A 17,396-nucleotide genomic window follows, 5' to 3' on the forward strand; every position below is an offset into this window, starting at 1 on the left:
ATATTAATGGTCATTACTGGCTCAGTTTAATTGGCCATTAACACCTGTGCACTACTCAACATTCGTAGAGGTTTATTCATTTCATCGTATTGTAATTCACCGCTATCACAGATAAAACGAATAGTGCCATAGGGCAGTATAATACGAAAATCCAGTTCCCGCGCTTCATGACCATTCAGGCAATCACACATCCACATACTCATTGCGTCATTATCTTGGGATGGATCAACTTAATAAAAGCTTCTGATGAGTGTCCAAAGGTCTCTCGGGTAACTCTATAAATCGGGTACATTTCATCTGACCAGCTCAGGTAACCGCTTGCCAGATCTAAAGACCAACTACCAATATGAGCAATACGCTGTGATTGCGACAACATCCGTTCTTTTTCCTGTAATATTTCCTGGACTTGTTTGAGGGCAGAAATATCGGTATGTGTGCCGATCATGCGTAAAGGCTTATTGTCTTCGCTATGGGTAATCACCATGCCGCGCCCTAAAATCCATTTGTAACTTCCATCTTTACAGCGCAAGCGAAATTCAACACTGTAAATGTCGGTATTTCCAGACATATATATTTGCACTAAGTTTGCAATATGCGCCTGATCATCGGGATGAATATGGCTTATCTATTCTCTATTAGTTGGCTGGATATCATTTTCGGTATAGCCCAATATTTCTATCCAGCGCCGTGAATAAGTGACTTCGCCGGTTGGAATATCCCCGTCCCATACCCCATCACCGGTACTCTCAATGGCAAATTTCCAGAGAAATTCACTTTCACGTAGCGCATACTCTATCCGCTTACGTTCGGTGATATCGGTAGATATACTACACAAGCCGTAAATACTGCCGTTTTCGTGACGTAGTGGCTGCTTTATCGAAACATAGGTATGCGCAATATGGGTGTTTTTATCGATAATAATTTTCTTGGTTGTTATGCGCCCACCCAGTTCAATAACATGCCGGCCATTTTCATGAAACGTTACTCTTGTTACCTCATCAAAAAAAAAATTTTCCAATCTTTTTTGCTAATAATGCCATCCAGTCCTGTGCCAAATAGTTGTTGTACTGGCTGATTGGGATACTGATAGCTGGAATCTTTAATATAAATCAAGGCTTCAACATTGCAACACTTCGGACAGTTTACGCGGCGATAGCGCCATAATTACAGAGGGCTGCAAAGCTCTAAGTGGCAAGAAAACCTTTCCAATAAATGGGCATTGAATTTACGAGTCTTCCAACTGGCGATGGAAATGACGTTGCGGCCTGCACCTTCCACGGCCTGTTGCCGGTCTTCCAGACGCAGCAAATTCAGTGCGGTCAGTGAAGCATTGAAATGGAAGCCCAACTTTGCTTCGGAAGTCGCTTGGCAATCGCATAGTCCAGTGTATTGCTTGGCATCGCGAAACACGAATTCAATCTGAAATCTTGCCTTGTAATAGCGCAGAATGTCCATGGTGGCACAGTCAATGTCAGTGCAGAATAATAATGCCGTATAGGTTTTGCCTTTTTCTTCCCGCACGACATAGATAATCCGCAGATTACTTTTGTAAAGTTGGCGCATTGACGATCGAAGTATAGACGCGCTGCCCATCGGTTTTTCCTGCCAGATCAAAGCGTGACAAATCATCGAAACAAACCTTGCCTACAAACTTGCGAGGTCGACCTTTGGCTTTTTGTTCACCGGTATATAACCAGCGCAGATCGGCATCATGCCGTAACTTACTGGCCACGTGCAGGCCATGTTCTACCACGCCATTAATAAACTTGGTCTTGGCGTAAAAACTGTCCGCGACCAGATAACGGATTTTCCCCAACAGTCCCTTGGTATCGCGTTTGACATGATCAAGATAGCTATCTACCCGGGTGATCCGGGTTTCTTTGGGCGTTTTCTCGGCTTTGCTCTTCGGTGTCTTCTCGACATCTTGAACCACCTTGGTTTCGCTATTTACGGTCGACTCTTTGACGACTTCAGGTACCTTCGGTGCTTTGGGCAAAGCGAGCGTTTGATAAGCCGGCAGCGTATAGGCTGTGTTGTGTGTCACATCCACCAAGGCCAGCAGTGAAATTTCCATTGGTGTCGTTATGAGGATGATGGTCTGGTACATTGTTGTAGTGAAGCAGAAGCCAAACACATGTTGGCAGTACTTGAGCAACGCTTCAATGCCTGTGGTTTAGAGCTTCACCTGCTGAAAAAAAAATCGTTTACCGTAAATATGGCAGTCGCAAAGTACGCTATGAAAATATGGACTTTGATTTTCTTGGCTATACGTTCAGGCGTCGGTTATGTAAAAATCGCAAATGAAATAGTTTATTTGTAAGTTTTACACCTGCGGTTAGTAAGGTGGCGATGAAGTCGATGCGACTGAAAACTAGGAACATGCGCGTGCGAATGCCTTCAGAGATGAGTGTCGAGCAGTTGGCTAAATGGCTGGATAGCCTACTATGGCCGTTACTATCGATCAGTCCTCTATGGTATGTGTCGGCACGTAAACAGAGCACTGGTAAGGTAGGCGCGGCGTAAATTTAAGCCCCTCCGTTGGCATAAAACCAGAGCATCGCAGTTTCTTGAGAGAATTGCTGATCAATGTCCAAGCTTTTGTTCGCCCATTGGCGAGCTGGAATGACAGGAGAGTTTACCTGATGGGAGCGGTATGAGTCGAAAGGTTCACGTACCGTTCTGCGAGAGGCTGCTGGTAAGTTCCTGCGGCCTGCTCACCTATACGCAGTTTACTCTTTATGGCGTTGACGACTTATCTTGTCAATAGCTTCGTTGCCCTGCGTATCAAACAGGACTGCGACGAACTGCCGGATCATCTCAGTGATTTATCTGTGAATCCATAGCGCGATCAAGCCAGTCGGTAACATCAATATCAGGTCGTTTTTGCCCTGTTCTTTCCTCTTTAATACCTGACCTCAACTACTAAAATAGCCAATACTACTGCCCTAGAGAGGAGGGAAATGTCAAATGAGCAAGAATTTGGAAGATGAAGATATTGATGCGCTGTTCGAACAGGTTGTTACGCAACGGGAAATCGCAGTTCCGTCTAAATCTGTTCCTGAGGAACCGGAGATTTTGAGTGTACCTGCTGAAAATCATGCTTTATATGATCGTCTGGGTTCTGTTGTGCGCCAATTGCATGATGCGTTACAACAACTAGGTTATGGACAAATTTTAGATGATACGTTAAGAGACATCAGTGATTCTCAAAGCCGTCTCGAATATATTGCATCCCTGACTGAGCAGTCTGCCAATAAGGTGTTAAATGCCGTAGACGAAGGCTTACCTGTCCAAGATGAGCAAATTACAAAGGCTAATAACTTGGAGCGGCGTTGGAATGATATGCTCGGCAGCGAGTTTGCCACTGTCGAGTTGAAGTTGTTGGCAATTGATTCCTGCAGTTTTGCCAGCGAGGTGGCTAGAAATGCAGAAGCAGAAAAAGCGCGTCTGATGGAAATTATGATGGCGCAGGACTTTCAGGATATTACCGGACAAATTATCAAAAAAGTCGTGACGCTGACACAAAAGCTGGAAAAAGAACTTACCCAGTTATTACAGGATTATGCGGTTACGCCATTACCCAACAAATCTGTTGATTTACTTGCGGGTCCCGCTGTCCCTGATTTGGCAATGGATCAAGATGATGTCGATAGTATGCTCGCGGATTTGGGTTTTTAATAGTTAAAGTAGCGCTTACCTTGATTTTAAAGCATTGGATTTGATGAGTCAGGTTCAAGGTAATGCTAAAAAATGTAACCAGAAATATAGGGATGATAAATGTCGTGTTTTGAATATGTATGTTCGGTGCGATTCATTAAGTCCCCTAATCAGGTTGGAGGGTTTTCTGTCTACGACGAAATAATAAAAAATGCCAAGACCAGCTATGAAGAAGAAAAATTATTGACTGGAAAATCTGCGCAGTGAAATTGGTTATAAAAATATCTGATTTTTTTGATATGGTAAATAATGTGACTTTTTTTTATATTAATATTAGCTACTGTAATATTGCTATTAAAATCAGGCTGTATTACAAGTCAAATTATTGTAGAAGGGTATATATTACAGTGAGTTTCAGTAACTAAATTGGGCAATAATTATTGGTTAAAATTATCTACGCTGGGTAAAACTATTACTAATAGCTGACTATTTTAGCTGTCCTAATTTATTTTGAGGCAATATCCAGGAATAAAAAGATTGGCTAGTTGGATAAATTTCTTTTAGAAAACGGCCTAAGAGCAAGTTTATAGGGATTATCTTAATATAAACATGAGCTTTATAATTAAAAAATAACTTTGAATAATCTACTTATCGGCAAGTTTGTAAATTGAGAAAATATTATGTTTGAGAGTACTGAATCAACATCCGGTTATGGGCTTTCATCGGTGGGTGACAGAGAAGCTATAGGACAGGAATTTTTGTCTTTTACTTTGGGGCAGGAAGAATATGCTATTGATATATTGAAGGTTCAGGAGATTCGTGGCTACGAGGCGGTTACACGGATAGCCAATGCGCCTGAATTCATTAAAGGAGTTATTAATCTTCGCGGTATTATTATTCCGATACTGGATATGCGTATCAAATTCAATCTGGGAACACCTGTTTATAACGAATTTACCGTTGTTATTATACTTAATATTACCGGTCGAATAATGGGTATCGTGGTGGATGGTGTGTCTGATGTCATAATGCTCAACAATAATCAAATCAAGCCGCCTCCGGAAATGCGTGCAGCATTTAACACTGATTACCTCATTGGTTTGGGTACTGTCGACGATCGTATGCTTATCCTGATAGACATTGACAAGTTGATGTCGAGCGATGAAATGGGCTTGGTTGAATCTGTTAGTGATTCTTCTGTTAACCAAAACAATGACCATTAAAGTTCTTATTGTCGATGACTCTGCGTTAATTCGTTGCGTATTGACCGAGATGATCGAAAGCCAAGCTGATATGGAAGTTGTAGGAACTGCTTCAGATCCTTTGATTGCAAGGGATTTGATCAAGCAGACTAACCCTGATGTGCTAACTCTTGATGTTGAGATGCCCCGCATGGATGGGCTAGATTTCCTGGAAAAACTTATGCGCTTAAGGCCGATGCCAGTGGTGATGGTATCATCGCTAACTGACAGAGGATCTGAAATCACTCTGCGTGCACTTGAATTAGGTGCCGTTGATTATGTGACAAAACCCAAGTTAAGTATCAAAGCCGGAATGCTGGAATATACACAGCTGTTGGCCGATAAAATACGTATTGCTTATCAAGCAGGTAAGAGCATGAATTTTCGTACCAATATGGTAAAAAAATCTCTTCCGCATGAGCCATTACCTCTTGTTGGTAACCGGTTTCTCAGTACCGAGAAATTGATTATTGTCGGTGCATCAACGGGAGGTACAGAAGCCATTAAGACGTTCTTGTTGCAAATGCCTGTCGATTGTCCTGGCATTCTTATTACCCAACATATGCCGGAAGGTTTTACTACGTCTTTTGCTCATCGGCTTGATGGTTTGTGCAAGATTAGCGTTATTGAAGCAATGGGTGGTGAAAGGATTTTACCCGGGCACGCTTATATTGCCCCCGGACACTCGCACATGTTACTGGCTCGTAGTGGTGCCAATTATATTACCCGCCTTGATCAAGGGCCGCCGGTGAATCGACATCGCCCGTCAGTGGATGTTCTGTTTCGTTCGGCTGCTCTGCATGCAGGGAAGAATGCAGTGGGCGTAATTCTAACAGGGATGGGAAAAGATGGTGCCTTGGGGTTATTGGAAATGAAAAAAGCAGGTGCGTACAACTATGCGCAGGATGAAAATTCTTGTGTAGTTTTTGGTATGCCCAAGGAAGCGATTGAGATTGGCGCGGTACACGAAGTGGCTTCGTTATCCATATTGGCAGGTATGGTAATTGACCATTTTGGCAAGCATGCGGTGAGTATACGTGAAGGATCGATGACACTGTCACAGCCAATGATCACCAACTTTAAAGATTAAATTTTCGGAGTAAATATGTCTGAGTTAAATAAGATGCGTTTTTTGGTAGTAGACGATTTTTCTACCATGCGTAGAATTATTCGCAATCTGTTGAAAGAGCTGGGTTATACCAATGTCTCTGAAGCGGAAGATGGTAATAGTGCGCTTGCCCAGTTAAAGCGGGATTCATTTGATTTTATTGTCTCCGACTGGAATATGCCGGGTATGGATGGTTTGGAGTTATTGCAGGCTGTCCGTGAGGACCCCACTTTATCTAATATACCTATGCTAATGGTGACTGCAGAAGCCAAGAAAGAGAACATCGTCGCGGCAGCAAAAGCGGGTGCGAGTGGTTATATAGTTAAGCCTTTTACCGCTGCGACACTGGATGAGAAAATCAGCAAGATTCTTGAAAAACAGAATAAATCTTTATGAAGGGCATGGACGACCGCATCGAATCAGCAACGGTTGTTCTATCTTCCAATCTGCCTAATATAATCGATTTGCATCTTGCGGAGGCCGCAGATGATGTGTATCAAACGCGGCTTATTCTGGACGAAGCAATCAGTAAACTTGAACGCAGCTTTTATGGTATTCAAGATGAGTTGGCGCAGCAACGCAGACTGGCCGAGACAAACGGAAGTTCAGCGTGCGCGGATAAGTTGGCAGTACATCTCCATCAAGCAATTATTGGGTTGCAATTTCATGATTTGACCGATCAGTTGCTTCAACGTGTTAATGCCCGGTTCGATGGTTTACGCGAGATGTTGGTCGTTATGGATTACAAAAAAACAATGGTTAGCGGCTATGATGAAGCTGAAGATCTTTCGTTATCTCTGCGTGAATCTGATGAAAAGTTGTCAGAACTCAGTGTGACATTACAAAATGCACTGAGTAAATCTCTGCGGCAGCAACATATGGGAAGTGGCGATGTTGAATTGTTCTGACCTTCTTAACATCAATAATCAGGAGTGCATATAATGAAAACTATACTTGTTGTTGACGATTCGCGTTCGTTGCGACAAATGGTAACTTTCTGTCTTACCAGTGCCGGCTATCAGGTTCATGAGGCGGCTGATGGCGTTGAGGCCTTGAAAATTACCCAAGGCCAACAATTTGATTTGGTATTGACTGATCAAAATATGCCACGTATGGATGGATTAACCTTTATCGAAAGCTTACGCACCCAACCGGCTTATCAAAAAATACCGATATTGATGTTGACTACCGAATCAAGCGATGAAATGAAGGCGAAAGGTCGGGCTGCAAAAGCGACAGGTTGGCTGGTGAAGCCCTTTGATCCGGAAAAATTAATCGCAGTCGTCAAAAAAGTTATTAGCTAAGCACTCAGGAAGCATTCGTATGAGCATGGATATTAGTCAGTTTTCCCAAATATTTTTCGATGAAGTCGAAGAGCTACTGGACGATTTGGAGAGACTGGTTCTCACCGTGGATATAGAGGCTCCCGATTCAGAAGATATTAACAGCATTTTTCGGATCGCTCATTCAATTAAAGGAGGAGCTGCTACTTTTGGTTTCTCTGACCTAATCGATATCACCCATGAGCTTGAATCGATGCTGGACAAAATCCGTCATGGCGAACTTAAATTTACGTCAAGGCATCAAGAGATTCTTCTACAATCAAGGGATGTGCTGAAAATGCAGATCGACGGGCTAAGGCTTAATGCGCCAGTCGATAACATAAGAGTAGCCGAAGTGAGGGCAATGGTTGTTGATGCCATGATTGACAAGGCTGCTTTATCGTTAGCTCATCAGATATCGGATGTGCATGACGACAAAAATTTGGTCGTTGCAGGCTCAGGTTGTGCTTATGCCAAGCGCTTCCAAATTGACCTGCCAGCTATGTCCCGGATAGATGTCGAAGCTTTAACGGAGGAGTTATCGTTGCTTGGAGATCTAGCCGTTAGTTCATCAAACGCTGAAAAAACTATTTTGGACCTGTGGACTAACGACGGCAGTCCGGAAATTCTTGCTTTATGTTCTTTTATTCTTGATCCGGATGATGTTCATGTTAGTGAAATCAGTGCTGATAGTGGCTTGAGTAAAGCTGTGAACAGTGTCTCTCAAGCACAGGAATCAGAAGATTCCGGTTTTGGATTTTTTGATTCACCATCACTATTTGTCGAGCCAGTACAAGAGGACATAGTTATCGCACCTGGGGTATCTCTGCCAACTCCAGATCAGTTGCCAGTCAAGAAAAAACCGGTCAAGGCTGACAATGTGACTGCGGTTGCAGAATCCTCTACGGTTCGGGTAAGTATTGAAAAAGTAGATCAACTTATAAATCTGGTTGGGGAGCTGGTCATTGCTCATGCCATGATTACAAAACGCGCAGAAAGTCTGGATCCTGCGCAGTATGAAATGTTATTGAATGGTATTACCCAGCTCGGCCAGAATAGCCGCAGTTTACAAGAATCGGCAATGTCCATGCGAATGATGCCAATGGATGTCGTTTTTTCGAGGTTTCCTCGTATGGTTCGTGAGCTTTCTGGCAAGCTTGGCAAACAAATTACCCTGGAAACAAAAGGCAACAGCATTGAACTGGATAAAGGATTAATTGAAAAAATCGTCGATCCACTAACTCATTTGATTAGAAACAGTATTGATCACGGCATTGAAAGCCCGGATATTCGCGCGCAATCCGGCAAGCAACGAATGGGGCGCTTGATTTTATCGGCTGCGCATCAAGGTGGTCATGTTGTCATTAAAGTGATTGATGATGGTGCTGGTTTAAATCGCCGAAGAATTCTTCAAAAAGCCGGCGAACAGGGCCTTCCTGTAGATGATGATATATCGGATGAAGATGTCTGGAAACTGATTTTTGCTCCCGGCTTTTCAACTGCAGAAACCGTTACCGATGTTTCCGGACGAGGCGTAGGTATGGACGTAGTTAACCGTAACATCACCAGCCTTGGTGGAACCATCAGTATCCACTCGGTAGCAGGTCTCGGAACTACCACAACGGTATCGCTGCCTTTAACTTTGGCTATTCTTGATGGTATGTCCGTTAAAGTAGGGGAGGAAACCTATATTCTGCCATTGAGCAATATTGTTGAATCCTTTCAGCCCATCGCGACTAATGTTAAGGAAATTAGCGGTCAGGGCACGGTGGTTTATATTCGGGGCGAATATCTCCCCATTATTCCTGTTTTTAAAGTTTTTACCATTGAGCCTATTCATCGACATCCTGCTACCGGCATGTTGGTTGTGATCACTGCTGATGGTCGGAAAGCCGCTCTACTGGTTGATGAGTTGGTCGGTCAGCAACAAGTTGTTGTCAAGAATATCGAATCCAATTACCGAAAGGTACCCAATATTTCAGGTGCGACCATCATGGCGGATGGCAGCGTATCATTCATCATCGATGTTAACGGCTTGCTACGCGAGCATCATACCAAGACAGGTTTTTAGGCAATTTCTTGCAAATAATATGCCCGGATTGCTTATCTTTTTATTCATTGATTACGTTGTTAAAATCGTTATGTACCCAGTTACGTGTCTGTTTTTACGTCTCGGCAATCGCCCCCTGAATCTCTAAAGAGGTCTACTGTTGGCGTTCTTTATCGCTGTTCCAAACGCGATGCTATCTTCCCCTATCCAGGGTTTACGTAACCCCTGGATCTTTGCTGTTGTTGTGAATAAAAAATCTGAGCCACTTGGGTATATTAGTGGTCATTTTTTATAAAAGTTAATAACGGCAATTTAATAATTAATTATGTCTTATTGGTAATAATACTGTAATAATTTTTATATATATTGATAAATATGTTAAAAAATCTGCTCAATTTATTGATAATGCCAAAATCTCTGCCTAAATAATAAATACTCATCCAGCAACGCCATAAGAATTGACGTTAATTATTCTTCAAATTTTTCAAAAAGCTTACATTCTAATATGTCTATTAAATCCATATCGAAGTTGGTCAGTTTGACACTCGGAGTTATTTTTATTGGCTTTGCAGTGGCTGTCAGTTGGTCGTTAAATCATCTAAATCAATCTTTTGCTTCGGTCGAATTTTTTGGGCAACAAAAAGACAAAATTTTTACTCAAGTTAGTCAGCCAATTTTTAGTTATTTACTGACGAGTGAAGCCACCATATTGGGTGATGTTGAACAAGCACTCAGCCAAATCAAAGCTGAAGTTGAAGGGCGAGCTAATCTATCTGCCTCATTACAAGCCCCGTTTTTAGCGCTTATTAATGAGTTACAACAAACAACTTTGGTAGAACTTACCGCTACCGGTAAACTGACTGATCCACAAACGCTACTGATCAATAATGAAAAGCAACTGTCGAGGCATCTGCAAAAGTTATTGTTATATGTTAATCAAGCAAAAAAAGCGTCACTGCCAAAGCAACAGCTTTATTTGCAATTAGTCAGTGATTCTCAAGCTAAACTCATCAATCTTGCAAGTGCACGGCAAAGTTTTTTTACTTCTCGCCAGCAAATGTCAGTAGATAATATTAACCTGCCGTTACAAGAGCTAATTGCTTTATCCGGTGAATTTAAAAAGCTGCCTTTGCTGGGAGTTATGAAACAAGAATCATCAGGCAATACGGTTTTTAGTCTCGATATTCAGTCAGAAAAAAAACAGCTTGAAGATATGGCGATTGAACCAATCCGTGAAATCCCGTCCTTACTGCAACACTATGGTAAGGATATGGAAGTCGCTCTGAAAGTCGTACAGAATAAAGTTACAGGCCAGGTAAAGATTAATCAGCAAATTAAAACGCTTCAGGAAAAATTGTTAACGCTGGAAGCTGAGCTTACTCGTGAATATCAGTTCTACGAACACCTGATGTTCATCATTATGGTGGTGTTTTCATTGTTGATAATTTCAGCCGTATTGATCTGTATTTTCGGTGGAACACGAATTTTGCGCCGGGTGTCTGATCTGGAATTAACCATGTCTAAAATTGCCCATACCAGCGATTTGTCTTTACGTGCTGAAGCTTTGCACACCGATGAAATTGGTAGTATGGCACGGTCTTTTAATTCTATGGTCGAGAAGTTACAAGAGACATCAACCTTGGTAAGGCAGAAGATTAACGATATTCAAACAATACTTAAAAATATGCCACAAGGTTTACTGAGTTTTGACGATCAAAACAAGGTTAAACCAGAATATTCAGCTTATTTGGAACAAATATTGGCGACCGATCAGATTGCCGGTGCTGACTTGATAAAACTGATCTTTGAAAACTCGAATATCGGCTCTGATTCCCTGGCGCAAATATCTGCGGTCTCTGGCGCTTGTGTTGGAGAAGATGCCATGAATTTTGAGTTTAACCAGCACTTATTGGTTAATGAAATTGAGAAAGTGATGCCGGATGGTTTGAAGAAAATCCTCGATTTAAATTGGGCACCGGTGATTAATGACCATGATGTAGTGGAGCAAATACTGCTATGCGTGCGTGACGTAACCGAGTTGCGTAAATTGAGTGCTGAAACCGCAGTGCAAAAGCGTGAATTAGATATTATCGGAGAAATTCTTGGCGTTAATCAGGAAAAGTTTCACCAGTTTATTACCACAACCATCACTTATATAGCTGAGATTGAAAATACCATTCGGGATACTCCAAATGGTAGCCTGGATGCAATTAACATAATATTCAGAAATATCCATACGATCAAAGGTAATGCCAGGACTTATGGCCTGACCAATTTAAGTAACCATGTTCACGATACAGAGTCGGTTTATGATGAGTTGCGTCAACCGGATTCTATTATTGCCTGGGATCAGCTTCGATTATTGGATGATCTGGCACAAGTACATCAGTTGGTTGAGCATTACGCCAAGGTTAATGAAGAAGGTTTAGGACGTAAAGGACCAGGCCGTAAAGGCAGTATTGATAAATATGTTATGGTTGATAACAAGCAAATTCAGGAAACTATCAAATTACTGGAAAAGGTCAGCTATTCTAACGTCCACGATTTGATGGAGGCAAAAAATGCGGTACATAGCATGCTAAGGCAACTTGGAACTGAATCTCTTGATACGGTCTTCTCTGCAATTGTTGAATCATTGCCGGCGCTGGCGGAAAGCACCGGAAAACAGGTACCTAAGGTGTCAATAAATAACGGAACGCTGTTACTGAAAAGCCAAAGTGTTGGCGTGATTAAAGATATTTTTACGCATCTATTTAGAAATTGTGTTGATCATGGACTTGAAATGCCTGCAGAGCGTTTGGCTAATAACAAGCCGATACAAGGATGTATTGATGTGGCCATTGAAATGGACGGTGAGTTACTCAAAATATCGATTAAAGATGACGGTTGTGGACTTGCCCTGAATAAAATTCGTCAAAAGGCTTTGGATAATGGACTGCTACAGGAAAATGACAGCTTGAGTGATGAAAAAATCGCTGCGCTGATTTTTCTGCCCGGATTTACTACGGCTGAAAAACTCACCGATATCTCGGGACGGGGTGTGGGCATGGATGTGGTTATTGGTTTTGCCAGAAAAGAGGGCGGACATGTCAATATTAATTTTCTGGACAATAAAGTCGGTTTTGATCAGCGAACATTTGAAACCGTTGTGTATCTTCCAGGTCATTATGCAGTGAGTGCCAAAGCGTCAATAATGGTGGCTGCATGAACTTTCGAGATGTTTTCGATGGGTTCATTGCCTGGAGGGGGTATTTTAGCTGATTATAATATTCAGTTAAAACCGAAGTTTATCTTTGAGATTACTTGCGACCATATTCGGTTTAATAATCAGTTTTTCGTAATGTTCAAAACACCAATGACAAAGTTTTTACATGCGCTTTTGAAAAAAAAACGCTAATTGTTTACTTCTTAAGTTAATAAATAAATCTCTATGGAAATCACAATTCTGGCTTTTATTTTGGGCTGTTTATTGGCATCAGGCTTGAGCACCGCTTTACTCATACGTATCCATAAAAAAACACTTGGAGAGTTAACACAGACACACCAGGCTGCAGTTGATATCTTGACGATAAAACTCGTTAATGCCAAAGAAAAAATAGATGACTATAAAGAAGAGCTGCAATTAAAAGTTGCGGATATTAATTATCACATAGAGCAGTCTACGCGTCTGGAGCAAGAAAAAACCGAATTATCAGCTGAAGTTAAACAGCTCCAGCAAAAGCATGCATTAGCGCTTGATCTTTTGCAAGAAGAAACTGAAAAACAATTAAGCCTTAACGAGCAGGCGTTGGAATTAAATCATCAATTACAACAATCAGTGCTGCTGGAACAAGAGCAAATAAAGTCTGTTGAGCAAATTAACCAGCTTCAACAAAAACATAATGATGAGTTGACGATCTTTGAAGAGAAAAGAAACAATGAGCGGTTGGATTTTCTTGAAAAAGCCGGTTATCTGACAGATAAAATAAGTCAGGCCACTAAATTTGCGGAAGTCTTTGAGCGTTGGCATACCGACATGAATGCGTTGATGACTCAGAATATGGAAATGCATCAGCAAAATGACAAGTTTGCCATGATTGTTCAAACTATCGTGATCTTGTCATTGAACGCAGCGATTGAAGCCGCCAGAGCCGGTGAAAGTGGTCGCGGATTTGCCGTTGTGGCCATTGAAATTCGTAAACTTGCCACTGATTCAGAAGCGCTTTCCAAGAACTATGGCAAGAACTTGTACAAGAATGATTTGATAACCACAGCGACTTTTCAGGACATACAGTCGGGCGGAAAAATGATTACTTCTGCTTTGATTGGCCTTGACGTAACCGGTAAAAATCTGATCAACAGTCTACAGCTGAGATAAACGCATATGATCAGTGAGCAGGCGAAAATTGGGTTTGAACATATTTTCAAAAAAGCAGTGATGGCTAATATTACGGTATCTCCTGATGATATTTGTGAAATAGAAGCCATCAATAACCCGGAAGAAATTAGTGAAGGTGAATTTTCTGTTCTGACAATTTCATCGACCTCTTTTCGGTTATTGACACTTTTTCATTTTAATAATAATGCTGCCACAAAAAAATATTTTGAAAAGAATTCCTGTCTTGCTGTCGAGTCCAAAATCGAAGTCGAAGATGACAGCGTATTTCTCGATATTTTCCAAGAGTTTTGTAATATTTGTTGTGGCGCCATGAACAGGGAGCTGAACCAAGCTTATTTTTTTTTGGGAATGTCAACGCCATACATATTGTTAAGGCAGTGTGCAGATTTCGTTTCGGCTCTTGATCCCGGGTATGTTAATTATTACCGGATCACTATTAATCATTCGTTAGTGTTACATGCCACTTTGTGCCTCTGTGATTATAGTGATGTGGATTTTACCGTTGATACCTGTGAAGTTGAAGACAACACGGGTGAACTGGAACTTTTTTAAAAGTTGATTATTAAAGGATTTAAGTATGAGTGATGCTACACAATTAGTCAGTAAGGTCTTTGTTTTGGAAAATACTTCAGAGTCCCTTGGCTATATTAAGCAATTCTGCGATCAAAACAGGCTTATTGGTTTGAAGGTCAATGATGCCAGCAATATCATGGCTATTTTGAGTTCCAATGTCGATTTGGGGGCGATTTTATTGGCGGAAGATTATTGTGATTCGGTGGACAACACGATGGATCTGGCACGGCAAATAAATACGGCAAGACCCGAGTTACCGATTGTCCTACGCAGAACATCGCCAACCACTTTTGATGAGTTGTCAGAAAAACAACGGAAACTGTTTTGTGCGACTTATACGATGGATGACCTGTCTCCCCTTCAGAAAGTTATTGATGAATATATCTTTAGCCTCGTTTATCCCAATGCACTGGTTAGAGGAATTTCAGAGATTACCGTAAACGTATTGGCAAGCCAGTTTAAGCATCTTAAAGTCAGTGCCCAAACCCCTTATGTTGTCAGGGACCGGATAATCTTTGGAGAGGTATTTAGTCTTATTCCATTGGCAAGCAGTTGGTGCCGAGGACATATGATGTTGCAGGCAGAAGAGAACGCTATTCTTGATATACTGGGATTTGATGAGTTAACCAACGAGGAAGATCCTGCTACCTTTAGAACAGTCAATAATGTGTTGGGGGAAGTGACTAATCTAGTTTGGGGGTCTTTTAAGACACATTTTATTGCGGCCGATGATGCAGGTCCGGGTTCAACATCGGAAGTACCCATGGTCATCAATCATCAACATAAATATATTTCATTTGGTTCTGAAAATCCGCATCTTTGTTTTAAATATACCTTGGCGGATGAAAGTAAGGGTTACTGTATTTCGATTTATCAATGGTTTGTGTTCAATCTATATTGGTCACCTGAGGATTTTAAGGAAATTGAAGTATCGGTTGATGATTTTGTTGACTCGGGTGAACTGGAATTATTTTAATAACTGTATTTGGAGAATTATTTTATGGCAAAGATTTTAATCGTTGATGATTCCAGCACTGTCAGAGATGAGGTTGGTGGTTTTTTGACAAAGAACGGCTTGAAGGTTATTACCGCTGTTGATGGCAAAGATGGTCTTAGCAAGTTAAAAGCCAATCCTGGTATCAAACTTGTGTTGAGTGACGTCAATATGCCCAATATGGATGGCTTAACCATGGTTGAAAAAATTCGTAGTGAGCTTGGAAATACTGCCGTCAATGTGATCATGCTAACGACAGAGAGTAATCCGAATTTGAAAGAACGAGGCAAAGCCGCGGGCGTTAAGGGTTGGATAGTTAAGCCATTTAAGGGCGAGAGTGTCCTTGAGACATTTAAGAAGTTGTCGGCATAGATTAGTCGGATTCAAAGCTGGCTGAGAGAGATACTTGAAAAATATCGAAAAATTTACCAATAGTTAGGTACACTAAATTTCCTGGTAGGATAGCACTGCTTTTTATCAGTGAGAATTGACCGATAATATTTACAGCGTCATTGTGTTAATATTTGCATATTTGTACAAGCTGGTAATACTGCATGAGCATCATGCTTGTACTTCAGCGTTGAATTTATAGACGTCATAATTTTCAAGGAACCTCAATGTCCGCTAACCGCCCTGTTGTAATGTCATTTTCCGGTCATGATCCTAGCGGAGGCGCTGGTATTCAGGCTGATATTGAGACGCTGGTGAGTCATCAGTGTCATTCTGTCAGTGTTATCACTGCTTTGACCGAGCAAGATACCCGAAATGTAAAAAAGCTAATCCCGCAAAGTTCCGAAAATATTATCAGTCAGGCCAAGACTTTACTGGATGATTTGCCTGTTAATGTTTTTAAAATCGGCTTGATCGGGCATCATGAAACAGCGATAGCCATCTACGCGATTTTAAAACAGTATCCGCATATTCCGGTTGTTTTTGATCCGGTATTGGCAGCAGGTGGGGGTACTGAACTATCTAATGACCGGCTGATTGCGACTATTGTTGATTTGCTGTTACCTTGCACCACCGTTTTAACGCCCAATAGTGAAGAAGCCCGCAGACTGGCAGGATTTGATAACCTGGAAGAATGTGGCTTGGAATTGCTGGAGCAAGGTTGTGAATATGTGCTGATTACCGGAACGCATGAAACAACGCCGGCAGTCAGTAATCAATTATTTCATGATAATCGTAGCTGGGAAACTTACACCTGGGACAGATTGCCAGCTAGTTATCATGGTTCCGGTTGTACGTTGGCTACCAGTATTGCTGCCTTAATGGCACATGGCCTGGAGCCTGTTCAAGCCGTAATGGAGGCTCAGGAGTATACCTGGAATTCGTTAAATAGTGCTTATAAACCAGGGAGAGGTCAGTTTATTCCCAACCGGTTTTTCTGGATGGAAGACGATACATGAGATTTCCGGAGCGGGGCCTTTATGCCATTACCCAAACTGACAATAAATTCGTCGATATTATCATTAATGAAGTTATTGCGGCGATTAACGGCGGTGCAGTGATTGTGCAGTATCGTGATAAAAATCCGCTTGACGCTGATTTTTTGGCGAAAGAATTGGTTAAAGTCTGCCATCAGCGCAAGGTTCCTTTGCTTGTTAATGATGATATTGAGTTGGCTTTCAGGGTTGGCGCTGATGGTGTCCATATAGGCAAGGAAGACGGTGCAATTGCTCAGGCAAGAAAACGTTTAGGTAACAATGCGATTATTGGTGTTTCCTGTTATAACTCTGTTGAACAAGCCTTGGATGCACAAGGACAGGGTGCAACTTACGTCGCTTTCGGGCGCTTTTTTCCGTCATCTTCAAAGCCGCTGGCAGCCCCTGCGCAAATTGAGACGTTGCAAGAGGCCAAGCTTTTATTGGATATCCCCATTGTCGCCATCGGTGGTATTTTACCGGAAAATGGTGCGCAATTACTGACCGCAGGAGCCGATTTGTTAGCCGTTATTGGTGGCTTGTTTGAAAGTCAACCTGAACAAGCAGCCCGAGCTTATCAGGCTTTGTTTGATTAAAGCTATGGTCCACGAAAAGCACGAAAGACACGAAAAAAAAGCAAAAAAATAAT

At 41.7% G+C, this 17,396-nt stretch carries 20 protein-coding genes; 15 read left to right on the forward strand and 5 right to left on the reverse strand.

Annotated features, from left to right (window positions below):
• Nucleotides 1-26: 26 nt before the first annotated feature.
• The 5 genes from KKZ03_RS09800 to KKZ03_RS09820 all read right to left on the reverse strand — a co-directional run bounded on the left by KKZ03_RS09800 (nt 27) and on the right by KKZ03_RS09820 (nt 2,074).
• A complete protein-coding gene (locus tag KKZ03_RS09800) occupies nt 27-203 on the reverse strand; it encodes a PAS domain-containing protein (protein ID WP_243221304.1) in 177 nt (58 codons plus the stop codon).
• A complete protein-coding gene (locus tag KKZ03_RS09805) occupies nt 200-625 on the reverse strand; it encodes a PAS domain-containing protein (RefSeq protein ID WP_371744891.1) in 426 nt (141 codons plus the stop codon). Before KKZ03_RS09805 ends, KKZ03_RS09800 begins: the two co-directional genes overlap by 4 nt.
• Nucleotides 626-1,018: a PAS domain-containing protein gene (locus KKZ03_RS09810; RefSeq protein ID WP_243221306.1), complete on the reverse strand. Its 393-nt coding sequence runs from the start codon at nt 1,016-1,018 to the stop codon at nt 626-628. It lies immediately after the preceding gene.
• Nucleotides 1,019-1,164: 146 nt separating this feature from the next.
• Nucleotides 1,165-1,563, reverse strand: coding sequence for a hypothetical protein (locus KKZ03_RS09815; protein ID WP_243221307.1), 399 nt, complete (start codon nt 1,561-1,563; stop codon nt 1,165-1,167).
• Nucleotides 1,541-2,074: a hypothetical protein gene (locus KKZ03_RS09820; RefSeq protein WP_243221308.1), complete on the reverse strand. Its 534-nt coding sequence runs from the start codon at nt 2,072-2,074 to the stop codon at nt 1,541-1,543. Before KKZ03_RS09820 ends, KKZ03_RS09815 begins: the two co-directional genes overlap by 23 nt.
• Nucleotides 2,075-2,385: 311 nt before the next feature.
• Here KKZ03_RS09820 and KKZ03_RS09825 point away from each other — a divergent pair, with 311 nt between their 5' ends.
• The 15 genes from KKZ03_RS09825 to thiE all read left to right on the forward strand — a co-directional run bounded on the left by KKZ03_RS09825 (nt 2,386) and on the right by thiE (nt 17,343).
• Nucleotides 2,386-2,523, forward strand: a complete 138-nt coding sequence (locus KKZ03_RS09825; RefSeq protein ID WP_243221309.1) for a hypothetical protein — start codon at nt 2,386-2,388, stop codon at nt 2,521-2,523.
• Between the two features lie 444 nt (nt 2,524-2,967).
• Entirely contained in the window at nt 2,968-3,678 is a 711-nt protein-coding gene (locus tag KKZ03_RS09830; protein WP_243221310.1) for a protein phosphatase CheZ, read from the forward strand.
• Nucleotides 3,679-4,337: 659 nt separating this feature from the next.
• A complete protein-coding gene (locus tag KKZ03_RS09835) occupies nt 4,338-4,880 on the forward strand; it encodes a chemotaxis protein CheW (protein WP_243221311.1) in 543 nt (180 codons plus the stop codon).
• Nucleotides 4,870-5,988 carry a chemotaxis response regulator protein-glutamate methylesterase gene (locus tag KKZ03_RS09840; protein ID WP_243221312.1) on the forward strand — a complete coding sequence of 373 codons (1,119 nt, stop codon included), beginning with the start codon at nt 4,870-4,872 and terminating at the stop codon, nt 5,986-5,988. The genes KKZ03_RS09835 and KKZ03_RS09840 overlap by 11 nt, the downstream gene beginning before the upstream one ends.
• A gap of 33 nt (nt 5,989-6,021) precedes the next feature.
• On the forward strand, nt 6,022-6,402 hold the full coding sequence (gene cheY / locus KKZ03_RS09845; protein WP_256452018.1) for a chemotaxis response regulator CheY: 381 nt from the start codon (nt 6,022-6,024) through the stop codon (nt 6,400-6,402).
• On the forward strand, nt 6,399-6,914 hold the full coding sequence (locus KKZ03_RS09850; protein ID WP_243221314.1) for a hypothetical protein: 516 nt from the start codon (nt 6,399-6,401) through the stop codon (nt 6,912-6,914). The genes cheY and KKZ03_RS09850 overlap by 4 nt, the downstream gene beginning before the upstream one ends.
• Before the next feature lie 33 nt (nt 6,915-6,947).
• Nucleotides 6,948-7,310 carry a response regulator gene (locus KKZ03_RS09855; RefSeq protein WP_371744881.1) on the forward strand — a complete coding sequence of 121 codons (363 nt, stop codon included), beginning with the start codon at nt 6,948-6,950 and terminating at the stop codon, nt 7,308-7,310.
• Between the two features lie 19 nt (nt 7,311-7,329).
• Nucleotides 7,330-9,399 (forward strand): chemotaxis protein CheW, encoded by a 2,070-nt coding sequence (locus tag KKZ03_RS09860; RefSeq protein ID WP_243221315.1) that lies wholly within the window; start codon nt 7,330-7,332, stop codon nt 9,397-9,399.
• A gap of 484 nt (nt 9,400-9,883) precedes the next feature.
• Nucleotides 9,884-12,586: a HAMP domain-containing protein gene (locus KKZ03_RS09865; protein ID WP_243221316.1), complete on the forward strand. Its 2,703-nt coding sequence runs from the start codon at nt 9,884-9,886 to the stop codon at nt 12,584-12,586.
• 222 nt (nt 12,587-12,808) lie between these two features.
• A complete protein-coding gene (locus KKZ03_RS21900; protein WP_305852375.1) occupies nt 12,809-13,735 on the forward strand; it encodes a methyl-accepting chemotaxis protein in 927 nt (308 codons plus the stop codon).
• 60 nt (nt 13,736-13,795) lie between these two features.
• Nucleotides 13,796-14,308 carry a hypothetical protein gene (locus KKZ03_RS09875; protein ID WP_243221317.1) on the forward strand — a complete coding sequence of 171 codons (513 nt, stop codon included), beginning with the start codon at nt 13,796-13,798 and terminating at the stop codon, nt 14,306-14,308.
• A 25-nt stretch (nt 14,309-14,333) separates the two neighbouring features.
• Complete coding sequence (locus tag KKZ03_RS09880) at nt 14,334-15,305, forward strand: chemotaxis protein CheX (RefSeq protein ID WP_243221318.1); 972 nt, start codon at nt 14,334-14,336, stop codon at nt 15,303-15,305.
• A gap of 24 nt (nt 15,306-15,329) precedes the next feature.
• Nucleotides 15,330-15,695 carry a response regulator gene (locus tag KKZ03_RS09885; RefSeq protein ID WP_243221319.1) on the forward strand — a complete coding sequence of 122 codons (366 nt, stop codon included), beginning with the start codon at nt 15,330-15,332 and terminating at the stop codon, nt 15,693-15,695.
• Between the two features lie 245 nt (nt 15,696-15,940).
• The gene (locus KKZ03_RS09890) at nt 15,941-16,732 is read left to right on the forward strand and encodes a hydroxymethylpyrimidine/phosphomethylpyrimidine kinase (RefSeq protein ID WP_243221320.1); all 792 of its coding nucleotides are present in this window, start codon (nt 15,941-15,943) and stop codon (nt 16,730-16,732) included.
• On the forward strand, nt 16,729-17,343 hold the full coding sequence (gene thiE / locus KKZ03_RS09895; RefSeq protein WP_243221321.1) for a thiamine phosphate synthase: 615 nt from the start codon (nt 16,729-16,731) through the stop codon (nt 17,341-17,343). Before KKZ03_RS09890 ends, thiE begins: the two co-directional genes overlap by 4 nt.
• The last annotated feature ends 53 nt before the right edge of the window (nt 17,344-17,396 follow it).

The sequence above is a fragment of the Methylobacter sp. S3L5C genome (assembly GCF_022788635.1).
Taxonomy (GTDB): domain Bacteria; phylum Pseudomonadota; class Gammaproteobacteria; order Methylococcales; family Methylomonadaceae; genus Methylobacter_C.

Bases quoted from the DNA above. Each gene is read 5' to 3' on its own strand.
- KKZ03_RS09800 (WP_243221304.1), bottom strand. From the start codon at position 203: ATGAGTATGTGGATGTGTGATTGCCTGAATGGTCATGAAGCGCGGGAA.
- KKZ03_RS09815 (WP_243221307.1), bottom strand. From the start codon at position 1,563: ATGCGCCAACTTTACAAAAGTAATCTGCGGATTATCTATGTCGTGCGG.
- KKZ03_RS09820 (WP_243221308.1), bottom strand. From the start codon at position 2,074: ATGGAAATTTCACTGCTGGCCTTGGTGGATGTGACACACAACACAGCC.
- KKZ03_RS09830 (WP_243221310.1), top strand. From the start codon at position 2,968: ATGAGCAAGAATTTGGAAGATGAAGATATTGATGCGCTGTTCGAACAG.
- KKZ03_RS09835 (WP_243221311.1), top strand. From the start codon at position 4,338: ATGTTTGAGAGTACTGAATCAACATCCGGTTATGGGCTTTCATCGGTG.
- KKZ03_RS09840 (WP_243221312.1), top strand. From the start codon at position 4,870: ATGACCATTAAAGTTCTTATTGTCGATGACTCTGCGTTAATTCGTTGC.
- cheY (WP_256452018.1), top strand. From the start codon at position 6,022: ATGCGTTTTTTGGTAGTAGACGATTTTTCTACCATGCGTAGAATTATT.
- KKZ03_RS09850 (WP_243221314.1), top strand. From the start codon at position 6,399: ATGAAGGGCATGGACGACCGCATCGAATCAGCAACGGTTGTTCTATCT.
- KKZ03_RS09855 (WP_371744881.1), top strand. From the start codon at position 6,948: ATGAAAACTATACTTGTTGTTGACGATTCGCGTTCGTTGCGACAAATG.
- KKZ03_RS09860 (WP_243221315.1), top strand. From the start codon at position 7,330: ATGAGCATGGATATTAGTCAGTTTTCCCAAATATTTTTCGATGAAGTC.
- KKZ03_RS09865 (WP_243221316.1), top strand. From the start codon at position 9,884: ATGTCTATTAAATCCATATCGAAGTTGGTCAGTTTGACACTCGGAGTT.
- KKZ03_RS21900 (WP_305852375.1), top strand. From the start codon at position 12,809: ATGGAAATCACAATTCTGGCTTTTATTTTGGGCTGTTTATTGGCATCA.
- KKZ03_RS09875 (WP_243221317.1), top strand. From the start codon at position 13,796: ATGGCTAATATTACGGTATCTCCTGATGATATTTGTGAAATAGAAGCC.
- KKZ03_RS09880 (WP_243221318.1), top strand. From the start codon at position 14,334: ATGAGTGATGCTACACAATTAGTCAGTAAGGTCTTTGTTTTGGAAAAT.
- KKZ03_RS09885 (WP_243221319.1), top strand. From the start codon at position 15,330: ATGGCAAAGATTTTAATCGTTGATGATTCCAGCACTGTCAGAGATGAG.
- KKZ03_RS09890 (WP_243221320.1), top strand. From the start codon at position 15,941: ATGTCCGCTAACCGCCCTGTTGTAATGTCATTTTCCGGTCATGATCCT.
- thiE (WP_243221321.1), top strand. From the start codon at position 16,729: ATGAGATTTCCGGAGCGGGGCCTTTATGCCATTACCCAAACTGACAAT.